Here is a 16,657-nt window from a genome sequence, read left to right as displayed (position 1 = left end):
GGTATTTGTTTTTTATAACTCAATTAAAAACAGAGAGTTAAACAACTTTTCTGAATTTTTTACAACATGGTATTTTTGATAAAGGAAAACAATAAACCATGTTGACTGACACCAGGCTGCGTCACCTTAAGCCGAAGGAGAAACTCTATAAAGTTAATGACCGTGATGGTCTGTATGTTGCGGTCACTCCGGCTGGAACTATTTCATTTCGTTATAACTATTCGATAAACGGAAGACAGGAGACCGTTACTTTTGGCCGCTATGGTGTTGGAGGGATCACGCTTGCAGAAGCGCGTGAACGGCTCAATGAAGCCAAAAAAATGGTTGCCAGTGGAATATCGCCTGCGAGGGAAAAAGCCAGAGATAAAGCGCGTATTAAAGATGCGGAGACTTTTGGTGCGTGGACTGAGAAATGGTTACGCGGTTATCAAATGGCTGAATCGACGCGTGATATGCGGCGTTCGGTATATCAAAGGGAGTTGAAGTCAAAATTTGCCCAGCAGAAACTTAGTGAGATTACACATGAAGACTTACGCGCATTAACCGATAACATTGTCGAGAGAGGGGCACCGGCGACAGCTGTACACGCCAGAGAGATTGTATTGCAAGTCTATCGCTGGGCTATTGAGCGCGGTCAGAAGGTGGAGAATCCAGCTGATCTGGTACGGCCTGCAAGCATAGCGAAATTTGAGCCTCGAGACAGGGCATTGACGCCAATTGAAATTGGTCTGATGTATCGGTACATGGAACGGGTAGGAACGACGCCATCAATCAGAGCAGCGGTTAAACTTTTGCTGTTAACGATGGTACGTAAAAGTGAGCTTACTAACGCAACCTGGAACGAGATCAATTTTAGTGAGGCATTATGGACGATACCAAAGGAAAGGATGAAACGACGTAATCCACATTTGGTTTTTCTTTCCAGACAGGCAATGGATATTATGATTGCTCTCAAAACCTTTGCCAGTAGCTCTGATTTTATCCTTCCTTCGCGGTACGATTCCGATGCGCCAATGAGTAGCGCTACTTTAAACCGGGTTTTGACACTGACGTATCGCCTGGCTCAGAAAGAAGGGGAGTTGTTGCCTAAGTTTGGTCCCCATGACTTACGGCGTACAGCCAGCACCTTGCTACATGAGGCCGGGTACAATACTGACTGGATTGAGAAGAGCCTTGCCCATGAACAAAAAGGGGTACGAGCTGTTTATAACAAGGCAGAATATCGTGAGCAGAGGGCTGAGATGCTACAAGATTGGGCGAATATGATTGATGAATGGACTAGTAAGTAGTTAATAATCAGTAAATTAAGTGGATATGCTTCTTTTATCTACGCTAGGAGAGCAATTTTAGCCGCTAAAATTTACTGAATCTTTACTGGTTTTATCTGGATTGCATAAAAAGGAAAAATAAAAGTGCCTGAGTTGTCTGTAATTATACAATGGATGAATCAATACCCTAAGACCGGCTGGCTATTGCTGTGTATCTATATTGCACTCGGTGTAGTTCGTCACAGAGTAATTAATGCTGAATCTGGAAGTGTATTTCGTGGACTACTCAATCTTAGGAAGCGCCGGCTAGAGCAAATGCTGACACAGCCATATTTGAATAAAAATGCGGTCCGTCTGGCAAAGCGTGAGCTTCGTCAGCGCAGCCTTTATCGGCTCACAGGATTGTATAATTATCGGCTGCAGGATTTGGCTGTAATAATGTGTGATCGTTATGGGTTGCGGGCTGGTTATCTCAAGCCGTGGCGTAACTGGCTCGAAGAACGGGATGGACGGATTGTGTTCAACAGGAAATGGCATTGTTTTCGCTGGCGTCTTTTTCTGGTAGGTCAGATTGTAAACACAGTTCTACTAATATTATTCATTTTGTATATAGTTTCTCATTCTTCGGCCGAAATGATCGCACCGCTTATGTTACTCTTCATGCTTGTATGGTGGTTTCCTTGGCTAATGATCACCTCGGTACCTACCCATAGGTGGACTCGCGAAATGGAAGTCTATCTTGAGAAATTTAACGCTGAACAGACCATGGTCTAAACTGTTCTTTGTTACCATGCATTCAGAGTGAATTGTCAGAGTTTTGGAAGATTCCATCCTACGAGTAATACTCACAAGGTAATTCACATAATCAATAGGTTAAGTCATAAGCTTCTTGACCCTACATGAGAAGACGAATTTCAGCTGCTAAAATTTTTGGCATATTTGGACCTAAATGCCACCGACATGATTCTAATAATTAAGCCAGTACCTAATGAGCCAAGATAAGACAACTGTAAACGCCCCTTGGCTTAGACTTGCTTTCAAGGAAAGCGAATGCTTTTTATGGTCAGGGACAAGTAAGGGGATGAGCCATTGCATAACCATAAAACCAATTCGTTCTATGTCATTACAGATCGGCTTCAGTGATTTACTGGTGAGGTAGTATCACTGTGATCCGTTTTGCATAACGCTTACAGTTGCGCTACAAAGAATAAACTATAATACTGTATTTTCAAAATCATCAATTTGAAGCAGGGTAATCGCGAAAAACCCTCGTAAGTGGCTGGTTATAATTCAATAAAGTGGATGATATTAAGACTTAAACTGCCACCATAATAGCTCGTGGATATACTATTTTAAATATAAAATTCTTTCCTCACAGACGCTAAGGCCTTGGACACAGCCTGCTTTGTCATAGTTGTGTAGTGATTTTTTTCTAAAACCTGTGCGGTTTCAAACTGGTTAAAACCTTGGTGTTTTAATATGATTATTTTTTTCTTAGTATCAGTGAATTTGGAGTCAACCATTCGTCTGGCGATATTCCTAAGTTTATCTAGATCTGCTGGGGTTAAAGTTTGACCCTGCATCCACTCATGAAAATATGTATCAATCAATATATCCCCTGTGTTTGCGTTAGCTTTATGCGGTTTAGCGCATTGCCGTCTAAGCCTTATTAATTCCTTATTGAACTGTTCGAGAGACCGCTTTCCTTGTCTGTATTTGGGATTCCATAGACCATTGGTGAGTTTGGGCCTATGGTCAGAACAATATCGATGACTAAGGACCTGTTTTTCATGAACGGGGAACTCATTATCGTTAGCAACAAATTCTGATATCTCACTGATCAACTTGGAAAATTCGGTTAGATTACCGCAGAACTCGCAATAACCGAGCTTACGCTGTGAATTTATAGTTACTCCTTTTGCAGGAGAGGACTTCTTCGGCCGCTTGGATGCGCACTCACTGACTAATTCAATAAGAGACTCAATCGTAGCGGTAAAGCATTTATCAAGAGAAGTTTGTTGATCTAAAGTCAGAACGAAATTACGCAAAAGAAGTCTTTGTGCCTGTACTACGACGTTTAAGCCCACTTTTTTAAGTTCATCACTAAATCCTAGATTTACTCCAGAAATGTAGTCTTTATGACTTGGTGGCAGGGAATTTACATAAGCAGCTACTGCTGGATCAATAACTTCCTGTATGAGACGCAGTATTGGATACCTCCGTGAAAATATGGAGTACGGAGAACTACGCTCTACAAATAATTTAATTGCAGCTGCAACTGTGAGGTCACAGCCTTCCCAGATAGTAATTTTCATGTCAACCATTTTAGCCAATGAATAGGTTTTAGCAAGTGGTAACGCTTGGCATTGTATAGGCCTGATTGGAAACAGGAGGAAGGCAGATGCAAACAAAGGCACATAGCACGCTCATTAACAGAAAAACACTTCTGGAAATGATCCCATTGTCAGCCCGCACTATTTATAACCTTGAACAGCGAGGCGAGTTTCCTCGCCGTATAGCACTTACTAGCCGAAATGTTGCATGGCAGTTATCCGAAGTAGAACAGTGGATTGCGGATCGTAAATCAGCAATGTTTAAAGCGGCCAGACCCGGTGTTGTTTTAGGTAGGTAACAGCAATGTCATTGAACATAATGGAAGCATTTGAAGCTAAGCCGCAACCAATTGATTACGTTTTGCCTAATTTGGCTATTGGTACTATCGGAGCGATTGTTTCTCCGGGAGGCGTTGGAAAGTCAATGCTGGCATTACAATTGGCTGTGCAGATTACTTGTGGTGTAGATCTTATAAACTTTGGTGAATATCCGACTGGGTTGGTGGCATATTTACCTGTGGAGGACTCTGAAACCATCGTTCACCATCGTTTATATGCTTTGGGAAAATATCTAACAGCACGTCAGCAGCAGATTGTAGCTGATAAGCTACTGGTCGAACCTTTGGTAGGGAAATGTCCAAATATTTTCTTGCCGGATTGGAGCAACTTGATCAATGAAATTTCAAAAGGTAGACGTTTAATAATTTTGGATACTCTTCGCCGTTTCCACCAGGAGGATGAGAATAATAGCGCAGCAATGTCCAAAGTCATTGGAAAACTAGAAGGTATTGCTGCTGATACTGGATGTTCGATTATATTACTACACCATTCAAACAAAGGTGCTGCCACGATGGGGGTTGGTGATATACAGCAAGCAAGCAGGGGTAGTAGCGTCCTGGTTGATAATATACGGTGGCAATCTTATCTGGCGGCCATGACCGCCTTAGAAGCGAAGACGTATGGTATTTCTGATGATGTTCGAGGTCAATTTGTTAAATTTGGAATAAATAAAGCAAATTATGGAGAACGTGCGCCAGATCGTTGGTTACAGAGACATGAGGGGGGGAGTATTAAGGATAACGCAACTCAAATCGAAGAATAAAAAACAAATAGCAAAAGAATGTATGTCTTCATGGAGTGGTGCAGAAAATGATAACTGGTAATAAAGTTACACCTACTAGTACAGCTCTGCAGGCTAGAGTCATTCTGTACCAACCAAGTCAACGTCCCTTGGCGCTGAAGGGGCAGTGGATGGAGACTAGTTTTGGTCGTTGTCGAGTTACCGGAAGACTAGGACAACGTCATGCGGATATTGTGGAAACAATGCTTTATGTGGCCGAGAAACGTCGAGAAATTTCTGATGGAGGAATCGAGTTATTAGTAGATCCAGCGAAAGTACGCCGAACTCTATCCGATGCACAATACAGTTATGATCGAATTAAAAAACTACTCGTTGATCTACGAGTGGCAACTGTTGAAATAGTAACACCAGATTTAGAAAAAAACGGTTATTGCATTCTAGGTGGTTTAATTGACCATGTCGTACCCTCACCAATGACCAGGCGTAATCCTCTAACTGGAGGTGAACGTAACCTATGGAGAGTGCGCTTAGGTGTTGCATTAGTAATGTTGTTGAAGCGAGATTTGCATTTTCATCATGATCCAGGACCCATTGCTCGTTTCCAGCATGGTATTAGCCAAGCAGTTGCACGCCATATATTAACACATAAACACGATCCTAAAGGCGGCTGGCATATTGATACATTAATTTTAGCTGTAAGTGGGGAAGGTACTAATAATATGACATTGCGTAACTATCGGAGGAGATTAAAAGAAGATAGCAAAAAATTTCTAACAATTGGTATTGAGATACAAAATTCTAGGATAAAACGAGCTACAACGGCCCGGTAGTGTGTCGTTACGGCCCGGCGATGTGCTGTAACGGCCCGCTAGTGTGCTACAGAGGCCTGATTTTTTAACTGGTGTGCAGGTTATTCAGGATCAATCAGTATATTCAGGCTTTGAAATCACCTGCCTGAGCAGGCGCTTTCAAATCTAGAATCGGCCAAAGGCCGATGGTTGTACGCCAGAAGAAGAGATTACTTACACCCTTGGTATATTGACACTTGAGGTAGATTTTATGACATATGAGGTACGCCCCTAGCTTTAGGCATAGGGAGGCAGATTTTAGCCGCTAAAATCTGCAATGCACATGCTCAGACAAGGTAATTAAAAATTCATGAGAAAATAAAAACTTCTTACATTATATCGAAACATAAAAACAGTTGGTGGACGTCCATATATAACTACTAAAGGTCATTTTCAAAATGGAGAAATATATTTTCCTTGCAAAAAACACATTTGCTGCAGATCTTTACTCGAGTAATCCTACATTAATACGCTAAGAAAACACACCCTGTACACTGAAATACACATTGTCGTGCACAGATATACAACGGAAATTGTAGGGCAGGACATGTAAAGTAGGCCCACCGCTACGGTGTTCCAACTTTACCACTCCCTATTCGCCGCATCGCGGCTCAAGGGCGTCCTGCTCTGCGAGGCTGCCAGGCTACCGCCTGTATGGAGAGCTATATGAAAGTTACTCAGACTAGAAAAAATAGTACGCCAATAAAAGTTTATTGTTTACCCGAAGAAAAAATTCTCATCCAAGAAAATGCAGAAGCATCTGGATTAAGTGTTGCCTGTTTTGTTCGTAGAGTTGCAATGGGTTATCAGGTTGATTCTATCGTAGATATAAAACAGGTTAATGAACTTAGCCGAGTAAACGCTGATCTTGGAAGACTTGGAGGATTACTTAAATTATGGCTCGCAAATGATCCTCGAACAGTTGATTTTTCACCCGCACTGATAAGAACCTTGCTTGCGAAAATAGAATCAACTCGGCAAGAACTAAGGAACATTATGGATAAAATCTTGGATAAATAAATGTGTGGTTTCCTATATACCTGCGTCTGTTAACAGACAGAGTGTTAAAGATTACTAATCTGTTGAATAAGAGGTGAGAAAATGAATTCAATGTTCCGATTGGTTTCATCACAAAGAGGGATTTTAGCCGCTAAAAAATCTTTAATAGTTCCTTTCGTGGCGTCCGTCATGGCATTACCGGTGAAGGCCGGAATTCCCGTTATTGATGGCACTAATGTGGTACAGACCACAATCAGCGCAGTTAACAACGTTCAGGCTGTGGCTAAACAAATCCAGCAGTACCAGACGCAGCTGCAGCAGTATGAAAACATGCTGCAGAACACCGTAGCTCCTGCGGCCTATATCTGGGACCAGGCAAATTCAACAATTAATAAATTGTTGCAGGTGCAGGATACCCTTAATTACTACAAGAATCAGGCCGGGAGTCTCGATGCGTACCTGAAACGATATCAGGATGTTAACTACTACAGGACATCACCTTGCTTTAACAGCAATGTTGAATGTACCGCGTCTGAAATTAGTGCACTGCGTGAAGCTGAACAGAACAGCTCAGGGGCGCGTAAAAAGGCCAATGACGCAGTATTTAAGGTAATTGACGAACAGCAGAACACCCTGCAGAGCGATGCTGATAATCTTGCCGAATTACAAACTCAGGCAAGCGGCGCACAAGGGCAAATGGAAGCTATTCAGGCGGCAAACCAGCTTGCCAGTGCACAGACAAATCAGTTACTGCAAATCCGCTCACTTCTGGTAGCCCAGCAAAGCGCTGCAGCAACACTGGCACAGGCTCAGGCAGATAAAGAATCACAACAGATAGCCGCTGATGAAAAAGCGTTAGCCGGAGAGAATACACCAAGCCCGAAGCGAATTTGGTGAGGAAATGCAGAATGAAAGATAATCTTTTGATTGTATTTATTCTGATCAGTTTATTGGCTATATGTTCTTGCGATAAAAATGATAAAGATTGTTTATCGACGCCAGATAATAAATTTGATGAACATAAATACGATAAATGTGCTCTACGGAGTAATAATAAACCAAGCCCTAAACGAGAATGGTAATCATGAAAATAGTAAGTAAGCTCACCTTTTTAGGTATCATCCTTTTCTTTTCTATAAATGCCTATGCTGGTCAATTAGATAGTAGCGGGCTACTTGATACTTTATTAGACAAGTTTCAACAAGTAGCCAGTACATGGACAACAGTAATTGCTGACTATGCAAATTGGCTCTTCTGGGGGCTGGTATTAATAAGTATGGTTTGGACATTTGGTATGATGGCGATGCAAGGGGAAGGGTTGACAGGGGTACTTGCTGAAATAGTTCGCTTTTTTGCCGTCATTGGTTTTTTTTATTATCTTTTAATCAACGGCCCATCCATATCGCAATCCATAATTAATTCAATGAGACAACTTGCAGCAAACGCTTTAGGAATAAGTACTGGTATTTCTCCATCAAGCATAGTTGATATGGCGTTTGCGATATTAACAAAGGTCAGTTCAGCCGCATCAATTTGGTCGCCAATGATATCCACCATTATGATAACAGTCGCGATAATCGTTTTGGTAGTGATGTCCCTTATAGCGATAAATATGCTAATCATGTTGGTTTCTGCATGGGTGTTATGTTATGCCGGAGTTATATTACTCGGGTTTGGTGGTTCGAAATGGACCTCTGATATAGCAATTAATTACTTACGAACTGTTTTATCGATTGGCATTCAATTATTCACGATGACATTAATTATTGGGGTTGGACAATCATTTATAGATCAATATTTTTCTCTTATTAAAGATGATGTTCCTGATCTTAATAGTCTTATCGTTTTGCTTCTGGCGTCAATTATCCTGTTAGTATTAACGAATAAGCTACCACTGTTGTTATCAGGTGTTGTAGGAGGGGCTTCTTTACAAGGGATTGGTGGATTTGGGGCGGGTATGATTACCGGCGCAGCCGCTACTGCCATCAGCGGTGCTGGAGCAATGGCAATGGGGGCATCAGCTCAAGTCAGCGGCGGAGCCTCTGCATTAAAGGCAGCGTTCGAGTCTGCGCAAGCTGCCATGGCCGAAGAATCTGGTTCAGGCGGTGGAGGTGGTTCCGGTGGCGGATTTGGCGGCGGGGAAGATACCGGTTCCGTAGATACTTCTGGCGGCCAACCCTCAGGCGGTTCCGGTGGTTCGTCTGCTGGGAGCAGTTCAGGTAGCGCCAGAGGAGGAAGTCAGGGGTTTGCTTCATTCTCACGAGCTGGCCGCATGGCAAGCCATATGGGAAGCAGTATGGCTAACGGAGCTGCTGAATACCAGACAATGAAGCGAAGTAGCGATTCTTCTCGTGTCCAACGGACAATTGGAGGGGAGCTGGCGACTCAGATACGTAAACAAACAGCTACTCGTCGGGATAACCTCGACCATGATGATTTTGCCGGAGATAGCTTATCCGGCAATAATAATTATTGAATCAAGCGCATCAGTTTACGGGGGAGCGCGAGCTGACGCTTCCACTGAGCGAACTTTACTTCTGCAACTCAAAGGAAAAACTATGTCCAGGACTTCCGATTCACGGTTACGCAATGAGGGCTTTCGTAAAGCAGAGGCTTCCCTGAGACTTGAAGGAATGGACCCCAGTGGTACGCCACTGTACGAGTCCATTAAGGCACGTATTATTTCAGGTGAACTGACGTATGAGCAGGGGCGTTCAGAGATTCTTGCATACTACACAAAAGCAGATACTGACGGGCCTGTGACAGTGGGAGAGATGCTGGTAGAGGAATTTTTAAAACCGCTGAACATGTCTCATGATGAACTGGCGGAAGCTATGGGTATCTGCAAGCAGTATATTGACGATATTATCTGCGGTTTGCGTCGTCTTACGGATGATGAGGCTCGCGTTCTTGCTGTCATATTTGGTACTGATGAGGATTTTTGGAGCAATCTGCAGATGTTGCAAGATCATAGGGAACAACGACGTAAGTAATTAATCTGCGTTCACCTCATGTTGCATTATGCATACCGCTCCTCAAGGGGCATAAAAGTAAGAATATTTGTTCAAAGTCATTTCTGGAACAAACTTCTCAGCAAGGGCTGAAAAAAATGTAAAAAATGTCCTCAAAATAAACGAAGCGAGTAGCATCAGTTTTCGGATTGCTATCTTGAAGTGTCAAGGAGGGATTAAATGAAAGTAAGTCGTGTAGCGATTCGGAACTTCCGTCGATTGGAAAATGTGCAGATTGACATTGAAGAGAAGGAGTCCATTTTTGTTGGTCCCAACAACAGTGGCAAAACTTCTGCCACTGCGGTTTTTCGTTGCTTTCTGGGGGGACGAGATTTCAAGATCTACGACTTTTCTGTCGCCCGGATAGCAGATTTAGACACATTTGGATTGACCGGAGATGAGACGCTCCTTCCCAAAATTAGTCTTGACCTTTGGTTCGCTATCGATCCCGAAAGCATCGGTTTTGGTAGAGTTTTCACATTATTGCCAAATCTTTCGGATTTCACGAATGTAGGGATTAGGCTGTCGTATGAGGTCTCTGAAGTAAGGAAGTTATACGAGAATTACAACGCTGCCTATCCTCCCAAGGAAGATGGAACGAGCTCTAAGTCGCTTTCGCAATATCTATCTATCGACGGAAATCTTGGCCGACATTTTACGGTTTGTTACTACTCACTAGACGAGAAGATTCAGGAGGGAGCACCGTCTGAGATCTTGTCGAGTTATCTTGATCCTGACGAAGGCAAGCGTCTTCTTAAGCAGCTCATACGTGTTGAGTTCGTGGACGCGCAGCGCAACATTAACGATGACAACAGCAGTCGCAGTAATAGGCTCTCTTCGGCATTTGCTACCTTCTACCAAAAGAACCTTGAGCAGGTTGACCATGCCGCTGATGCTCACAGCGTAATCGATGCGAATAACAAACAGCTGACTGATCACTATGCAAAGCAATTTGCCCCACTGATCAATCTCATCAAGCGCCTTGGTGTGCCGTCAATTAATGATCGCGAATTGCAGATTATATCATCGCTTAGCCCCGAGACTGCTCTTCGGGGGAATACCGAATTGCTTTATATTGACCCTAGCCGGAAGCATGAACTACCTGAGCTCTATAACGGGCTTGGATTCAAAAATCTAATTTATATGGCCATTCAGGCGCGTCACTTCCATTCTCAATGGGTAATGACCACCGAGAACAGACCTCTGTGCCTGATGATTTTCATTGAAGAACCTGAAGTTCATCTCCATGCTCAGGTACAACAAACTTTTATATCCAACATTTGGCAGGTAATTAATCAATCCGCTGAGGTGGCTGGAGAACCGAATCTCGTACCGCAACTTGTTATAACCACGCATTCCTCGCATATCATGGAGGCTGTGGATTTTGAGAAAGTTCGCTATTTCCAGCGCTGCCATTGTGAGGGTGAAACAGAAGCTGCTAGCATTCGCAATGCGTCAATGGTTCGAAGCCTCCGCGCTTTCCAGCCGAATGTGGAGACAATTGATGGTAAGGTTATCCCACCATCAGAATCGCTAGCCTTCCTTAAACGTTATTTACGTCTAACACACTGTGACCTATTTTTCGCCGATGCTGGCATCCTTGTTGAAGGCGCTGTTGAGAAGTTGTTAATGCCGACCATGATTGAGCGTGCTGCAGAGCGATTACGGACTGTGTATCTCACAGTTTTGGAGGTAGGGGGAGCGTATGCTCACCGTTTCGAGGGTTTGCTTAGCTTCCTTCATATTCCCTATCTTGTTATCACAGACATTGATTCAGTTTCACCTACCGGTTATCCCAAAGCCTGTCGAGCGGATGTTGCTGGAGCAAAAACGTCCAACGCGTCCCTAAAGAAACTTTGTGGGCTGACAACAATTGACCAACTGATCGCATTGACTTGCGCGCAGAAGCAACACAACGATAAGGATCGTTGCATCGCTTTTCAGACAGATGTTTTGGTCGAGGAAAATGATGCCAGCGAGATGTTACGTCCGCGCACGTTGGAAGAAGCAATTGTATATGAGAATTTTGGGCTCCTTCGATCTGGTGCTTTATCTATTGGCATTACTGTCCGAGCGTCTCTCAGCGACGCTTACCAAGATGTTTACGATATGGTTCGGTCGGATAATTTCAAAAAAACTGATTTTGCTATGGACATCTTGGCTTGCGCTGAGCAATGGATTGTCCCTGGATATATTGCCGAAGGGTTGAAATGGCTTGAGTCGCGCCTATTACCCCCGCTACCAGTTGTGGTGGATACAAAAGCCTCTATCGCGGCGGGAGAATAGCATGAGGACATGGATAGAAAGCGAAGCGGATATTCAAGTCCGTGCATGCATCGATGGCCATCGTAGTTTTGCGATGATAGCCGGCGCAGGCGCGGGCAAGACTAGTTCACTGGTAGATGCTCTTGGCAGGGTCCGGGATAATGAAGGGAATATCCTTAGAAAGCATGGTCAACGCATTGCTTGTATTACCTTTACCAAGCGTGCGGTTGAGGTCATCAAGAAAAGATTGGGGTTTGATGAGTTGTACCTAGTTTCGACTCTTCATGGATTTCTGTGGGGCTTAATTAGCCATTTCCACGAAAATATTCGTCAAGCGTTATATGAAAGCCGTATTCCAAATCTTATAGACAAGGCTATGGAAGATGATAACGGCGGTAACAGTAAAAAGGCACTTAAAGCCCGCGCAAAAATAGAACGACTGACAGAACAGCTTGCCCTTCTCGAAGCAGTCAATCATTTTGACTATTCTGACACTAGCTTCAGTGATTACGAAAAAGGACAGATTGGGCATGATGATGTCATAGAAATTGCAACCTACTTGCTTGGAAATAATCAAACACTTAGACGGATCATTGGCCTACGTTTTCCTTACATCTTCGTCGACGAAGCACAGGACACATTTGAGGGAATCGTCTCAGGACTCAATCTCGTCTGTGCGGGTGATGAACTTCCTATGATTGGCTATTTTGGTGACCCCTGGCAGCAGATTTATGACCGAAGTGCCGGTGATTTTGCGCCACCAGACAAAGGTAAAGTCATCAAGAAAGCTGAAAACTTTCGCTGTTCTAAAAGCGTTATCCGACTTCTCAATGCTTATCGTGGAGATGTTGAGCAGTATGCTGCTGGCGAAAATGCTGAATGTGAAGGTAGTGTTGAATTTTTGCTAATTAAAGCAGAAGAGCCAACAGAACCACGCAGGCGCTATTCAGAAGAACAGATTGAGCGGGCGCTAGCTCGTATGGATGCTGCTGTCGAAAACTGGGGTTGGGCAGGTCGCGACGATGTCATGAAGCTCTTCCTGGCACGTCAAATGATCGCGCGACGGCTTGGCTTCGCTGATCTCAATCGCCTCTTCACTGGAGACTATGCCTCATCACGGGCTCAAGATGCTTTTGAGGAAGGGACGCATTTCCTTCTTAAACCATTTCTTTCGACGATTTGCCCTCTCATAACAGCTCAAAGCCAAGGTGACGATCGAAAAATTATTAATCTACTTCGTAGAGATAGTCCTGCTTTCGCGAGCGATGGATTAAATGCGGAAAAGTCACTGAAAGTGATGATTGATACTTCGAGGTCTTTGGTTGAGCAGTTGCATGCTTTGTGGGATACCGAGACGATTGGAACGCTCCTTCACTTTTGCGTCGAGATGCAGATAATCCAGCCCTCAGAAAGGTTGAGTGAGCATCTTGATCGACCTCCACGTACTGAGCCTTTCAATGAGGAGCTTCACAGTTTCGACAAAGGAGACTGGCTCGCAGACTCATTTTTTAAAATGGCCACAGGGGGAGTCTCCCGCTATTTCGAATATCTTAACAACAATACCGCCTATAGCACTCAACATGGAGTGAAGGGCGAGGAATATCCAAAGGTATTGGTCGTTTATGATGATGTCGAAGCAGCATGGAACCAATACAGCTTTAGTAAAACCCTAACTCCTCTCACCGCTGGGGAGCCCTCTGATCGGCAACGCTCTGTAACTCAGAAGCTCGTGTATGTCTCGTTTTCCCGTGCTGAGGAGGATCTACGTATAGTACTTTTCACAGCTAATCCAGAGGGCGCTCAAGCTGAGCTAATTGGAAGTAAACTATTGTCGCCTGATCAAATACGAATTATGGCCTGAGGATTGTTATTGCCTTTTGATATTACTAAATAGGCTCTAAGGAACCGTAGCTCTCAAAAAGTGCGTGGAACTAAAATGGGTGTGACTACACAGCAGAATGAACGGCTCAGTCTTTCTATTAAGATAGATGTGGTTGGATTTCCCATCTGCCTAGCGTTGTTGAAATAAATATCGATTTTAGATACTGAGAGTTTACTTGTTTATATCTAAGTAAACTCTGCTCATATCATGGGGGGATAGGAACCAACACAAGTTGGTGTCAGTGGATATTAAATTTCGCTGTTATCCTCTAACTCGTCTGGTGAAAGTTCTACTTTAGGAGCGAGTTCTGGAGCTCTACCAGGATTATACCTCATGATTTTGAAATCGACTAGCCACTGGAGAACGGCCTCATCGCCATCGAGGTAAGCCCGTATTTTTGCAGCGACTTCATCGACTTGATTAATTGGAATCACGTAATCAAATATACGAGACATTATTTTGATGGTCACTTCTGTCCAAGGGCCATCAATAATTAATACCCCTAAACACTTAGGGTGCTTGCCTTTCCAATTGATTGCAGAAAACATTTTATCTTTGGCGTAGAGACTCGCATGCCGAGACGAGCTTTTACGCACCTCAAGAAAGGCCATTGGTTCCTGTTCATTGGGAACCACGAAGTCCGCACGAAAATCGTAAACCACGCCTTCAAGATTTCGATATTCATTCTCTCGCTTAAAGGGGACTTTGTGCCGACTCAATGCACTTGCAACGAATTGCTCGAGAAGTAATCTACCCACGAGGTCGCGAACTATCCCTTCTACCGTCGCTTTTATACGTTCCTTTACTCGATCTTGATCAATTACGCTTGCTCGAGCGGCCGCAGTGAGCATGGCTGCTATTTTTTCGGAGGCCGGCTTTGAAATGGAGTTATCGGACGCCGACCCAATACGTTTACGTAGTTCTTGTTTACTAAATGAACCCGCTACATGCATATAAACAGGTAAGAATTGCGGGTTTTCTTTAATCCACACCGGTTGGATATTCTGAAAATTGTTGGACTCCTGATATGCAGTCGAAATCAGGTCATCGGTAAACGACTCGATCCTCCTGTAAAGTGAGCCTGTTGCTGCTGTCTCAATACTAAAGGGGAAAGCCAAGCGTGCCACCCATGCGTTTTCAAAGGAAGGAAGCTCAGCTATGTCGTCGATATGGTAGCCCTTACCACACAGCAGCATCTCTGTGCTAACGTGGTCGCTCCATATCTCAGTGGGTGGATTAATGAAATTTCCGGTCCTCTCGGCAAGTTCCAGCATCGCATTGACAAGCAGATTCATCTCTGCTTGTGCGAACTCGTAGATCGTAACTTTCTTGGTCACGTTTTCAATTCCTTTTGGGGGACGGGGATAGTTTTACTCTTTCTTTTTTTTGGTTTGGCTGGAGTATAAGGAATACCTGCTATAAGCTCATCGGTACGATAACGAACCTCGGAAAATCGTGGGATAACTAAATTCTTCCAAAAAAAGCCAGAATCGCGTTCCTCAACATTCCTTTCATACCATTGTCGACATTCTGCCTGGCTGGCTCTACGTGATTTTGTCCAGAACCGGCAATAATTTGGGTAGCGAACGCAGTAATCTATCTCTAAGATAAATCCTTGCTCTGAAGCCTGCTGTGCAACCCAGCCATAGAAGAAAGCCGGAATTATTTCAAGATAATCACTATTTGAAAGTGTATCATTCCAAAAGCCATATCTTCGTGCGATGGCTTTACGATTGGTTCCTATAAAACTCCTTCGATATTCGCCTCCGAAGGTAATAAATAAAGCTGCATTATCCTCCAGTAACTTCCATGTCAAGTCCATTTGCTCTCGACAACTAACAAATGGGTCTAGGTCAATAAGATCGTATTTTGTATCGGCCTCATTTAGATGACGGAGGACGTTCATGTTGTCATCATGTATCCAGTTCACATTTTCCGGCCATAGGATATCGCCAGTTGCACGGGAAAAGGTCGCGCCATCTTTCTCGATACACTTCACATCAGCTGTGGGATGGAGCTCATTTACGATCTGACTAAAACGCCCCTCCCCTGCGAAAGCGTCAATAACTCTGGATAAGGGGGGCAATCTTCCTAAAATTGCACGATTGACTATTTGCTTATGATCAGTACAGATAGCAAATGGATTTTTCTTAACATGCCCGTAGTCGTCTCTCCCTTGGTAAAGCAGTTTTTCTGCAACTTCAAAGTCGATGCCAAAAAAAGCGGCTATTCGCCAAGCTGTGAGCCCAGCCTCGAATAGTTGTCGAGCAGCTGCAAGGTTCTTATCTTCCAACTTACGAACTGTTTTTACACTGATCTCTCGAAAGTTCTGCTTTTTATCGCTATAAACATCTAACAGCCGGAAGATAATGTCCTGTGGATTACGATTTAAGGCGGCTGACATCAATCCAATTGGAATACCTCTATCATGAGCTTCGATACATGCTTCGAGCTCTTCAGAGGACCATCGGCGCGACTTGCTATACCTGCCCACTAATGGTACTGGGCTTAATACGGGAATGCGATGTGCATGTAGGATTTCTACAAAAACATTCTCATGCGAGTCTAAAGGGACAGGCAGTAAATCTTCCCATCTGCTTGGGATTAAGACATCCATACCACTCGACGTAAGTTTCCGTGAGAATCGCTTTTTCCTTCCGTCTAGGGGCTTCAAAGGGGTCTGTTCAGATAGCACGAAAAAATCCAGTCAACGAAAATGAGCGGGTTCATCTCTCCGCGAGATAACCATTTTCCCCTATGGTACCTGATTCAGTCACACTGATCTATTGATGTTCGGCAAAGCGTAAAAAATGTACCGTGTGTATTGCGGACGAAACTCGTAGGAGCGCGCCTTATGAACCATGCTTACACGTACTTGGCTGATCTGCGTCTATCCCGAAGGATCACAACAGGTTCTACGAGACTTACCTCAAGCACCAGTCATGTCTCTTTAAAAGCTCAGAAACTCAG

15 protein-coding genes are annotated in these 16,657 nt (G+C 43.8%); 12 read left to right on the top strand and 3 right to left on the bottom strand.

Going from position 1 to position 16,657, the window contains the following annotated elements; translation table 11 throughout:
* Positions 1 to 98 precede the first annotated feature (98 nt).
* Together BH714_RS12815 and BH714_RS12810 are read left to right on the top strand one after the other, a co-directional pair.
* Positions 99 to 1,289 (top strand): tyrosine-type recombinase/integrase, encoded by a 1,191-nt coding sequence (locus tag BH714_RS12815; RefSeq protein WP_040018142.1) that lies wholly within the window; start codon positions 99 to 101, stop codon positions 1,287 to 1,289.
* 123 nt (positions 1,290 to 1,412) lie between these two features.
* Positions 1,413 to 2,042 (top strand): hypothetical protein, encoded by a 630-nt coding sequence (locus tag BH714_RS12810; RefSeq protein ID WP_040018141.1) that lies wholly within the window; start codon positions 1,413 to 1,415, stop codon positions 2,040 to 2,042.
* A gap of 578 nt (positions 2,043 to 2,620) precedes the next feature.
* On the opposite strand, the gene BH714_RS12805 is transcribed toward BH714_RS12810, so the two are convergent.
* Positions 2,621 to 3,592, bottom strand: a complete 972-nt coding sequence (locus tag BH714_RS12805) for a hypothetical protein (protein WP_040018140.1) — start codon at positions 3,590 to 3,592, stop codon at positions 2,621 to 2,623.
* A gap of 77 nt (positions 3,593 to 3,669) precedes the next feature.
* Here BH714_RS12805 and BH714_RS12800 point away from each other — a divergent pair, with 77 nt between their 5' ends.
* The 10 genes from BH714_RS12800 (at position 3,670) to BH714_RS12765 (ending at position 13,666) form a co-directional block, all read left to right on the top strand.
* Entirely contained in the window at positions 3,670 to 3,900 is a 231-nt protein-coding gene (locus BH714_RS12800; protein ID WP_023308174.1) for a helix-turn-helix transcriptional regulator, read from the top strand.
* A 20-nt stretch (positions 3,901 to 3,920) separates the two neighbouring features.
* Positions 3,921 to 4,703, top strand: a complete 783-nt coding sequence (locus tag BH714_RS12795) for a helicase RepA family protein (protein WP_428829412.1) — start codon at positions 3,921 to 3,923, stop codon at positions 4,701 to 4,703.
* Between the two features lie 47 nt (positions 4,704 to 4,750).
* Positions 4,751 to 5,512 carry an ABC transporter ATPase gene (locus BH714_RS23660; protein ID WP_072040322.1) on the top strand — a complete coding sequence of 254 codons (762 nt, stop codon included), beginning with the start codon at positions 4,751 to 4,753 and terminating at the stop codon, positions 5,510 to 5,512.
* 684 nt (positions 5,513 to 6,196) lie between these two features.
* Positions 6,197 to 6,550, top strand: a complete 354-nt coding sequence (gene traJ / locus BH714_RS12790; protein ID WP_040018137.1) for a conjugal transfer transcriptional regulator TraJ — start codon at positions 6,197 to 6,199, stop codon at positions 6,548 to 6,550.
* A gap of 81 nt (positions 6,551 to 6,631) precedes the next feature.
* On the top strand, positions 6,632 to 7,426 hold the full coding sequence (gene trbJ, locus BH714_RS12785; protein ID WP_040018136.1) for a P-type conjugative transfer protein TrbJ: 795 nt from the start codon (positions 6,632 to 6,634) through the stop codon (positions 7,424 to 7,426).
* An 11-nt stretch (positions 7,427 to 7,437) separates the two neighbouring features.
* On the top strand, positions 7,438 to 7,611 hold the full coding sequence (locus BH714_RS24205) for a hypothetical protein (protein ID WP_000654339.1): 174 nt from the start codon (positions 7,438 to 7,440) through the stop codon (positions 7,609 to 7,611).
* 2 nt (positions 7,612 to 7,613) lie between these two features.
* Entirely contained in the window at positions 7,614 to 9,005 is a 1,392-nt protein-coding gene (trbL, locus tag BH714_RS12780) for a P-type conjugative transfer protein TrbL (protein ID WP_040019061.1), read from the top strand.
* The gene (locus tag BH714_RS12775; RefSeq protein ID WP_236918377.1) at positions 8,959 to 9,522 is read left to right on the top strand and encodes a HigA family addiction module antitoxin; all 564 of its coding nucleotides are present in this window, start codon (positions 8,959 to 8,961) and stop codon (positions 9,520 to 9,522) included. The genes trbL and BH714_RS12775 overlap by 47 nt, the downstream gene beginning before the upstream one ends.
* 198 nt (positions 9,523 to 9,720) lie before the next feature.
* Positions 9,721 to 11,826 carry an ATP-dependent nuclease gene (locus BH714_RS12770; protein WP_040018133.1) on the top strand — a complete coding sequence of 702 codons (2,106 nt, stop codon included), beginning with the start codon at positions 9,721 to 9,723 and terminating at the stop codon, positions 11,824 to 11,826.
* Between the two features lies 1 nt (position 11,827).
* Entirely contained in the window at positions 11,828 to 13,666 is a 1,839-nt protein-coding gene (locus tag BH714_RS12765) for a UvrD-helicase domain-containing protein (protein WP_040018132.1), read from the top strand.
* A gap of 269 nt (positions 13,667 to 13,935) precedes the next feature.
* Here BH714_RS12765 and BH714_RS12760 read toward each other — a convergent pair whose 3' ends face one another.
* Both BH714_RS12760 and BH714_RS12755 read right to left on the bottom strand, forming a co-directional pair.
* Positions 13,936 to 15,024 carry a hypothetical protein gene (locus BH714_RS12760; protein WP_052445455.1) on the bottom strand — a complete coding sequence of 363 codons (1,089 nt, stop codon included), beginning with the start codon at positions 15,022 to 15,024 and terminating at the stop codon, positions 13,936 to 13,938.
* Positions 15,021 to 16,304, bottom strand: a complete 1,284-nt coding sequence (locus tag BH714_RS12755) for a hypothetical protein (RefSeq protein ID WP_040018131.1) — start codon at positions 16,302 to 16,304, stop codon at positions 15,021 to 15,023. Before BH714_RS12755 ends, BH714_RS12760 begins: the two co-directional genes overlap by 4 nt.
* Between the last annotated feature and the right edge of the window lie 353 nt (positions 16,305 to 16,657).

This window comes from Enterobacter ludwigii, assembly GCF_001750725.1.
Lineage (GTDB): Bacteria > Pseudomonadota > Gammaproteobacteria > Enterobacterales > Enterobacteriaceae > Enterobacter > Enterobacter ludwigii.
The sequence above is the reverse complement of the archived record's forward strand: the minus strand, read 5'-3'. Positions and strand labels throughout refer to the sequence as shown.